Below are 8,202 nucleotides of genomic sequence, written 5' to 3'. Positions count from 1 at the left end.
ACGTAGTATCGTTGGCTATTCTGATGGCGTCTTCTGTATCTTTTGCAGTTATGATCAATGCTACAGGCCCAAACAACTCCTCGCGGTAGGCAGGCATATTGCTCTTTATTCCGGTTAGAATGGTAGGGGTATAGAAGGCGTGGTTCCCTTTAAAATTGGGGATCTGGCCTCCAAGCAGACATTTTGCACCTGCTTTTATATTATCCAGTACTTGCTGATGCAATTCGTTTCTCAGGTCTTTACGTGCCATTGGTCCGAGATCGGTATCGGGGTCATAAGGATCTCCGGTTACTTTGGACGACATTTCCAGTTTGAACAGCTTTAAGAATTCTTTTTCAACCTTTTTGACCAGGATAAACCGCTTGGCGGCAATACAGCTCTGGCCGTTGTTGATAAGTCTGCTCTGTGCACAGATCTTCGCCGCGGTTCTCAAATCGGCGTCTTCCAGAACGATATACGGATCACTGCCGCCCAGTTCCAGTACTGCCTTTTTCAATTGCCCTCCGGCTTGCTGTGCTACCTGGATTCCCGCTTCGGTGCTGCCGGTAAGGGTTACGGCTTTGATCAGCGGATGTTTGATCATTTCTTTGACTACACTGCTGCTGATCAGCAAAACACTGAAAACATTTTGAGGGATGCCTGCTTCGGTAATGAGTTTTTCTATAGCCAGTGCACAACCGCTTACGTTTGAGGCATGTTTGAGTACGCCGCAGTTGCCTGCCATCAGTGCAGGGGCCAGGAACCTGAACAGCTGCCAGAAGGGAAAGTTCCATGGCATAATGGCGAGCACGACACCCAAGGGTTGAAAACTCACATAGCTTTTGCCGGCTTCCATGGGCACCAGCTGATCTTTTAGAAAATCCTTGGCATTTGCTGCATAGTAATGACATACTGACGCGCACTTTTCAATTTCTTCTATTCCTGCTTTAATGGGTTTTCCCATTTCATTTGCCATGAGCTCGGCGAGGGTACGCTTGCGCAAAATAAGCAGCCCGGCGAGGTTATGGAGGAGCTTTGCCCGTTCGGAAAATGCTGTCTCTTTCCATATTGGCCAAGCGGCGTGTACCTTTTCAATTTTTTGTATGGCCTGGTTTAAAGTATGTTCCTTGTATTTTTTGATCAGCTTACCACTGACTGGATTAATGGATTGAATACTCATGATCAAATTGTCTTATTTAGGTTTTATCAAGTTAACAAATTGCTTTAGCAATCGGTTTTTTTGTTAAGGTTTTATATTAAAAATCGCCATTGTATATTAATCTGCCTGAAAATGCAGGAAATTTGTTGATTGAACGCAATATATTGAAATCATATTTGTGGATTTGAGGTAAAATTTAAGCGATAATCGTACTTTTGCAAAAAATTTCAATAATGACTCCAAAATACAGTAATACAGAAGAATCGGTTGACGTGATTTTAATTGGCGCAGGCATCATGAGTGCTACCTTAGGCGTTTTGCTAAAGGAACTGCAACCGGACCTGAGTATTGAAATTTTTGAGCGCCTGGACGTGGCGGCAGCTGAAAGCTCGGATGCCTGGAATAATGCCGGTACAGGACATTCTGCATTTTGCGAACTCAACTATACACCGCAACGTCCGGATGGCACGGTTGAAACCAAAAAGGCTATAGCAATCGCTGAATCTTTTGAGGTGTCAAAGCAATTCTGGTCTTTTCTGGTCAGCAATAACCTTGTTGATTCCCCGGAGTCATTTATCAAAAGCATTCCGCACATGAGTTTTGTATGGGGTGCCGAAAACGCAGAATTTTTAAAAACGAGATACAATAATCTTCAAAAAAGCAATTTGTTTAAAGGAATGGCTTATTCTGAAGATCCTGCACTGCTGGCAGAATGGATGCCTCTGGTAATGGAGAAAAGGGATCCTGCAGAAAAAGTGGCTGCAACAAGAATGGCTTTGGGTACAGACGTAAACTTCGGTTCACTGACCAGGACGATGTTTAACGAGTTGCAGGAAAGAGCATATGTAAACCTGTATTTTGACCATGAGGTACGTAAACTGAAACAAAAGAATGATCTGTGGGAGGTAAAGGTAAAGGACCAGGCGACCGGGAAAAAGCGGATTGTGAAAGCGAAATTCGTGTTCATTGGTGCGGGAGGTGGATCATTGCCATTGCTGGAGAAATCAGGCATTCCGGAAGGAGATGGTTTTGGGGGATTTCCGGTAAGCGGACAGTGGCTGAAATGTGTGAACCCTGAGGTGATAGAACAACACAATGCGAAGGTTTATGGCAAAGCATCTGTAGGAGCACCCCCGATGTCAGTACCACACCTGGATACCAGGATGATAGATGGCAAAAAAGCATTGTTGTTTGGTCCTTACGCTGGTTTTTCGACCCGATTCTTAAAGCACGGTTCTTTACTGGATTTGCCTTTATCTATAAAGGTAAATAACATAAGACCGATGATCTCTGCCGGACTGGATAACCTGCAGCTTACTAAATATTTGATTGACCAGGTGAGGCAGTCGCCCGGGGACCGGCTGGAAGCGCTGAAAGAGTACTTGCCTACCGCTAAAATGGAGGACTGGGAGCTGGAAACTGCAGGGCAGCGTGTGCAGGTGATCAAAAAAGATGAAAAACATGGTGGGATACTGGAATTTGGTACTGAGGTGGTTACTGCTGCCGATGGTTCTATCGCTGCTTTGCTTGGGGCATCGCCAGGTGCTTCTACTGCGGTGTCAATCATGATCACTTTAATGGAACGCTGTTTTAGCAAGGAACTGAAGACTGCGGAATGGCAGAAAAAGCTGAAGGAGATGATTCCTTCGTATGGACAGAAGCTAAGCGGCAATGCCGAACTGACTTGTCAGATAAGGACGGAAACCACGCGTGTACTGAAGTTGAAGGCTGAATAGCTCAACTGATGTCTCCGCAGACCAGGCCGAAATCCGGATCAAAAAAATAAACGTAACTTAACATTGGTATACATCCAGGTGCATCTTGTCTGTGGCATGCATTCTGCTGTATGAATATACCCGAAAACAATTGTTAAGGTTTAAACGTTAATCATTAAACAAAAAAATGCCTCGTTGGTCTAAAATAGCACTTAAAGTATTTGGTATTCTTGTTGGGCTTGTTCTGATTGTTTATATCGGTGCAGCAATATATGTAACGGTGAATAAAAAAGAACTGCTCATTAATATTACCAAAAAACTGAATAAAAACCTGAATGGTTCCATGACCATCGAAAGCATGGATCCTACGTTTCTGGGTGGATTCCCGGGGATTTCGATCAAACTGAAAAATGTCCTGTTAAAAGATAAGCTTTGGAATCAGCATAAGCATACGTTGCTGGCAGCCAAGGATTTTGAAGTTGCACTGAACACGACCGGTTTACTGACCGGTACCATAGAGATCGAGAAGATAGGAATCGGGAATGCGGCTATTTACCTGTTTACAGACAGCAATGGCTATAGTAACACATCCATTTTCAAGAAAAAAGACAAAACAAAAAAAGAGCCGCGCAGTGAAGAAAGCTCATCCATGGAGATCGGGAAAATCACCCTGAACAATGTAAATTTTATTATGGACAATCAGCGGGGACATAAGCTGTTTGAGTTTGTAATAGATGACCTGAAAGCCAAAGTTGACTATTCATGGTCTGACTGGGAGGCTGATGTCCAGCTGAAAGCGTTTGCGAAAAGTCTTGCTTTTAATACACGCCGCGGCAGCTTTATAAAAGACAAATTACTGGAGGGACCTTTTGAGATTAAATATACTGATGGTGATGGAATGATCAGGGTTGCGCCAAATACATTGGATATTGGGAAGGATCCGTTTGTCATTGGTGCTGCTTTCGATACTTCAAAGGAAAGCACGGATTTTAAGATCAATATCGAAGTCAAAAAGATTTTGTGGAGAAATGCGTCGGCCTTACTGGCCCCAAATATTACCAGTAAGCTGAATATGTTTAACCTGGACAAACCGATCCATGTGTTTTGTACCATTGCCGGTAATATGGGGCCGGGCGGAGATCCGGGGATCAATGTAAAAGCTATTGTTAAAAACAACGTATTGACAACTCCGGGAGGGGTGGTTGATGACTGCAGCTTTGCCGGAATGTTCACCAATAATTTTGTCAATGGCAAAGGTTTAACCGATGCAAATTCTGCCATCAAACTTTATGGCTTTAAGGGGAAGTATAAAGAACTGCCGTTTTCCATTGATACCGCTTCCATTAATGATCTGGATAACCCGGTTGCGACGGGCGTGTTCAAATCTAAATTTGACATTGCTAAACTGAACAATGTGATAGGGGACAATATGCTGAAATTTGGTAAAGGAACGGCCGGGGTTGAACTGGCTTATAAGGCAGATATTGTAAATTTTGTGCTGACCAAACCTTACGTTAAGGGGATTATAGATATTAAACAGGGGGATGTCACTTATGTTCCCCGCAAGGTAAGTTTTAAGAATACGGACATTTCCCTTAATTTTACCGATCGTGACCTTTTCATTAAAAACATCAGACTTCAAACTGGAAGGAGTGTGGTGCTGATGGATGGCAGCATACGAAATTTTCTAAATCTGTATTATACTGCACCAGAGAAGATCCAGTTGAACTGGAAGATCAGGAGCCCGCAGATCCACCTGGAAGAATTTCTCGGCTTTTTAGGCACCAGGAAACCAAAAGCTAAAAAAAGAACACCGAAATCAAACTTCTCAGATAACCTGAACGAAGCTTTTGAAATGAGCCAGGTCAATATGAATGTCAGGGTGAATAAAGTGTATTATAAAAAGTTTCTGGCAACGAACGCAAATGCTGATCTACTGCTTTCTGAATCGGGAATAGCGATAAGGAATGTGACTGTGGAGCATGCCGGGGGCTCACTTAAATTGAGTGGCGGAGTAACTCAAAAGCAGGACATCAACAGGTTTACCTTGAATGCTATTTTGAGTAATGTTGACATCAGGCACTTCTTTTATGCGTTCGACAACTTTGGCTTAAAGTCTTTGACCTCGAAAAACCTGCGCGGATACTTGTTCTCAAAAACGAACATTAGGGGCATGATCAGTGAGCAGGGGAAATTACTGCCAAAATCCCTTACCGGAAGTGTGATCTTTGACCTGAAGAACGGGGCACTGGTCAGTTTTGAGCCGGTGAAAAGTGCAGGTAAATTTGCATTTCCGTTCAGGAATCTTGACAACATTACGTTCAGTAGCTTGAACGGCAAATTTGATATTGATGGGGAAAAAGTGACCATAAATCCCATGCAGATCAGTTCCAGTTTGCTCAATATGGACATTGCTGGTATTTATTCTATGGGCAGCGGAACAAATATCGCCCTGGATGTACCGCTGAGAAACCCTAAAAAAGACCAAGATATTACGGATAGGAGACAAATAAAAGAGCGGAGAATGAAAGGAATTGTCTTACATTTACTGGCAACCGACGGTGAAGACGGCAAGATCAAGATCAAGCTGAACCGGAACCGTAATAAAACTTAATAATCTCTAAAAATTATGAAACGCAATGCAACAGCCGTTTGGAATGGCACAATTAAAGAAGGCTCAGGCCACCTCACCACAGACAGTAAAGTTCTTGAAAAGACACAGTATTCTTTCAACAGCAGGTTTGCAGAAGGAATTGGTACCAATCCTGAAGAGTTAATGGCTGCAGCGCATGCAGGTTGTTTTACCATGAAACTAAGCGCTGACCTTACGGAAGCTGGTTTTAATCCAACTTCACTTGAAACTAAAGCTACGGTGTCTTTAGATAATGGCGTGATTACCAGTTCACATTTGGTATTGCAGGCGAGCATCCCGGGTATTGAGGATACGCAATTCCAGGAAATAGCTGCCGGAGCAAAAGCAAATTGTCCCGTGAGCAAGGCTTATAATGTTGATATACAACTCGAGGCAACACTATTGTAAGAAATCTTATAAATAAATAAAAATCCTCCTGTTTTATCAATAAGCAGGAGGATTTTTTATGGTGTTTTATGGTTGAACGCCGTAATTTATCTATTTTCGGAATCTCTAATCAAAAATCTAATAATAACGTAAAAAATGGCCAAGTCAATACTTGTTCTAAAACTGGGCTCAGCTTCCATTACTACTCCAAAGGGTGAAATTGATGAAACGATAATAGCGGACATCACCCGGCAAGTTGCAATGCTTTCAGCTGATTATCATCTGATACTGGTTTCTTCCGGTGCAGTGGCGGCAGGTAAAAAATATATCCAAAATTACAAGGGGAAGATCAGTGAAAGAAAGGCGGCAGCAGCAATAGGAAACCCTTTACTGCTTGGCACGTATGCCAGACACTTTGAAAAATATAAGATGGCGATAGCGCAAAGTCTGTGTGAAAGACAACATTTCTCTAACAGAACCCAGTTTTTGCAGCTAAAGGAAACTTATGAGGAGCTTTGGAAAAATGGTGTGATCCCCATTGCAAACGAGAATGATGTGGTCAGCAATCTGGAACTAAAGTTTTCGGATAATGATGAGCTTGCAACTTTGTTGGGTGTGGGTTTTGGTGCTTCGCTGATCCTGCTCGGTACCTCAGTGCCCGGTGTTCTGGATGCCGATGGAAAAGTGGTGGAGAAAATTAAGTCCATTGACAATGACATTTTCTCACTGGCGAATAAGAAAACATCGGAAGTAGGGCTCGGCGGGATGACTTCTAAACTAACCTTTGCACATCTGGCATCCACTATGGGTATAAAAGTGGTTATATTTGGGGTTCGCACCCCGGATGGTATATTAAAAGCAGTGAAAGGCGAGACGGGTACCGAGTGCACACCAAAAAATTCATCCATTTCCTCCAGAAATAAATGGCTGGCAAGCGGAAGCCTGGTGACCGGGCGGTTAATGATTGATGATGGTGCTTGTGAGGCCATAAGGAAGAGGAAAAGCCTGCTGGCGGTAGGAATTAAATCTATTATTGCCGATTTTGCTGATGGAGAGATCTTTGAGATCACGGACCTGGAAAATAATATCGTTGCGGTTGCCAGGGCAAAGGTATCGTCAAATACAATTACTAAAAATTCAAAACAGCATAACCTGGAAATAGCTAATGCCAGTGATATTGTGATATTATAATATAATGGAATCTATCCAAGAACAGTTGATTAATGCAAAGAATGCGCGAAAGTCCATATCTGGTCTGAACGATGCGGAGAAGCAGCAAATACTTCGGCGGCTTGCTGCTGTGATTACGACTCATACTGATGAGATCATCGCAGAAAATGTCAGGGACAGGCAGAAGATGGACCCTGCAGATCCTAAACTGGACCGTTTGGTGTTGAATGCGGAACGGATAGCAGGACTGTCTGAGAGCCTGATCGATGTTTCAAATCTTGCTGATCCTACAAATGTGCTGCTTTCTGAAAACACAATGAGCAATGGGCTGTTCATTCAGAAAAAAACTGTGGCGCTTGGTGTAGTTGGGGTAATTTACGAATCCAGGCCCAATGTAACCATCGATGTGGCTGCCTTATGTATCAGGTCTGGTAATGTATGTTTGCTCCGGGGCGGTCAGGATGCGGACCATACCAATAAATATGTAGTTGGTCTGATACAGGATGTATTGCTGGAGTTTGGACTGGACAGGAATATCGTGCAGCAGCTGCCTTCAGACAGAAAGTATATTTTAGACATACTCCAGGCAGAGAAATATATAGATGTGGTCATTCCGCGCGGCTCTAATCAACTTATCGAGTTTGTCCGCAGCAATGCACTGGTGCCCGTAATTGAAACAGGGGCCGGTGTGTGCCATACTTATGTGGAGAAAACAGCCGTTATAGATGACGCTGCTAGGGTTGTTGCCAATGCAAAGGTATCCCGTCCGTCTGTGTGCAATGCTCTGGACACGGTTTTGGTGGACAGGGAAATAGCTGCTCTTTTTTTAAAAAAGCTGGTGCCGTTGTTTATTCCATATAATGTAGAGATATTTGCCGATGAAGATTCTTATAAGTTGTTGTACAGTATGAACTATCCTTTATTGAACCTGGCAGCACCGGAAGATTACGGAAGGGAGTTTCTGGACTTTAAATGCTCGTTAAAGATCATGGACAGTACAGAGCAGGCATTGAGCCACATTTCGGAATTTTCATCTAAACATTCAGAAGCTATAATTACTCAGGATATGGAGAAAGCCGAAAGTTTCTTAAATCAGGTAGATGCGGCAGCTGTATATCTGAACGCTTCAACCAGGTTTACCGATGGCCAGATGTTTGGTC

6 protein-coding genes are annotated in these 8,202 nt (G+C 43.2%); 5 read left to right on the top strand and 1 reads right to left on the bottom strand.

Going from position 1 to position 8,202, the window contains the following annotated elements:
* A partial coding sequence (locus VK541_RS06025) for an aldehyde dehydrogenase family protein (protein WP_324367919.1) occupies window positions 1-1,159 on the bottom strand: 1,159 nt, incomplete at its 3' end.
* 194 nt (window positions 1,160-1,353) lie between these two features.
* Between VK541_RS06025 and VK541_RS06020 the strand changes: the two genes are divergently transcribed.
* The 5 genes from VK541_RS06020 to VK541_RS06000 form a co-directional block, all read left to right on the top strand.
* Window positions 1,354-2,874 carry a malate:quinone oxidoreductase gene (locus VK541_RS06020; protein WP_324367917.1) on the top strand — a complete coding sequence of 507 codons (1,521 nt, stop codon included), beginning with the start codon at window positions 1,354-1,356 and terminating at the stop codon, window positions 2,872-2,874.
* Window positions 2,875-3,040: 166 nt separating this feature from the next.
* Window positions 3,041-5,467: an AsmA family protein gene (locus tag VK541_RS06015; RefSeq protein WP_324367915.1), complete on the top strand. Its 2,427-nt coding sequence runs from the start codon at window positions 3,041-3,043 to the stop codon at window positions 5,465-5,467.
* 15 nt (window positions 5,468-5,482) lie between these two features.
* Window positions 5,483-5,893 (top strand): OsmC family protein, encoded by a 411-nt coding sequence (locus tag VK541_RS06010; RefSeq protein WP_324367913.1) that lies wholly within the window; start codon window positions 5,483-5,485, stop codon window positions 5,891-5,893.
* A gap of 135 nt (window positions 5,894-6,028) precedes the next feature.
* Window positions 6,029-7,063 (top strand): glutamate 5-kinase, encoded by a 1,035-nt coding sequence (proB, locus tag VK541_RS06005; protein WP_324367911.1) that lies wholly within the window; start codon window positions 6,029-6,031, stop codon window positions 7,061-7,063.
* Between the two features lie 4 nt (window positions 7,064-7,067).
* The coding region (locus VK541_RS06000; RefSeq protein ID WP_324367909.1) for a glutamate-5-semialdehyde dehydrogenase at window positions 7,068-8,202 on the top strand (1,135 nt) is incomplete at its 3' end.

Origin of the sequence: Pedobacter sp., assembly GCF_035317785.1 — a bacterium.
Classification (GTDB): Bacteria; Bacteroidota; Bacteroidia; order Sphingobacteriales; family Sphingobacteriaceae; genus Pedobacter.
Note: the sequence above shows the minus strand (reverse complement) of the source record. Positions and strands in the feature narration are given on the sequence as shown.